This is a genomic window from Serratia sp. OS31 (assembly GCF_014164835.1).
In the GTDB taxonomy this organism is placed as follows: domain Bacteria; phylum Pseudomonadota; class Gammaproteobacteria; order Enterobacterales; family Enterobacteriaceae; genus Serratia; species Serratia liquefaciens_A.
The window spans coordinates 1-970 of sequence record NZ_JACJFQ010000099.1 but is presented as its reverse complement, the minus strand read 5'-3'; the positions used below and the strand labels follow the sequence as shown (position 1 = coordinate 970).

The 970-nt window shown below is 35.6% G+C and carries 1 protein-coding gene; it reads right to left on the bottom strand.

The window, feature by feature from the left end:
- Nucleotides 1-129 precede the first annotated feature (129 nt).
- Nucleotides 130-552 (bottom strand): hypothetical protein, encoded by a 423-nt coding sequence (locus tag H5P17_RS26480; protein ID WP_182825924.1) that lies wholly within the window; start codon nucleotides 550-552, stop codon nucleotides 130-132.
- Nucleotides 553-970 lie beyond the last annotated feature (418 nt).

The window sequence follows — 970 nt, the reverse complement described above, 5'->3', positions numbered from 1 at the left end:
GTATTTGAGGGAGATTTCAAATTAATGTGTTCATAAAATCCACCATGGTGCTGAATGCTACATTAAAGTCTTGTTATTGATATGGTTTTACTTGATCTGGAAAATACATATTGTCTAATGTAACTAATCTTATATTCTATCTTGACTAATGCTATCGCTATCGTTTTTTCTGCTTGAACGAACCAAGAATATATGAGAAAGCCATATTAATCCGGATGTTAAAACATAGATAAATGATTGGATAAATAACTGAAATCCAGAACGATACTCGCTTTTTATACTAATTTTTAACTCGTTAGTTCTTTGTGTGGTAAGCTCCTCATTACTCGGTCTTTTTTCTTGTTCTTGTTTGACTTCCCCATTGTGCTCGGAAGTTAGGTTACTCCAAAATAAATCATTGGTTTGATACTTTTCATATACATATGAAGGAATTGTGAGTTCTGGTCTGAATATTTTTACGATAGAATAACTCATTGTTCCAAGAGATATCATGAAAACAAAAACACATAAAAAACAAACAAAGAGAGCGTATGTCTCCACTTTTTTCTTCATTACCACTACCTCCTAAGTTAACTAATTTTATTGCGTTTAAATTATATATAATATTTGGGTTTTAATTGGTTTTTGTCAAATCTAATTTTAGATAAACTAAGCTTGGACTGACCCGGCAACAGTAGATATTTCCTATCCGTTCAAAGTCCTCCAGACTGATGTTGTAAGTATCCCGGCAAAACACACCATTCACTTGAGCCGTCAGGATAGTCATAAATTTTAATTTTCTCGCCAGCGATAATTCAGTTGCGCACGGTTTCTGCTGAGATCGATATCTGGTGGCGTTCGATGAGCTGACCTGCTCCCCTGTAAGCATCCCTGTAATCCGAACCATTCACTTTTAGAGATCTTCCGACATACTGATTATGTCCCCGGAGGAGATCGCTATGCGTAAGATCCGATTCACCGAACACTAGAT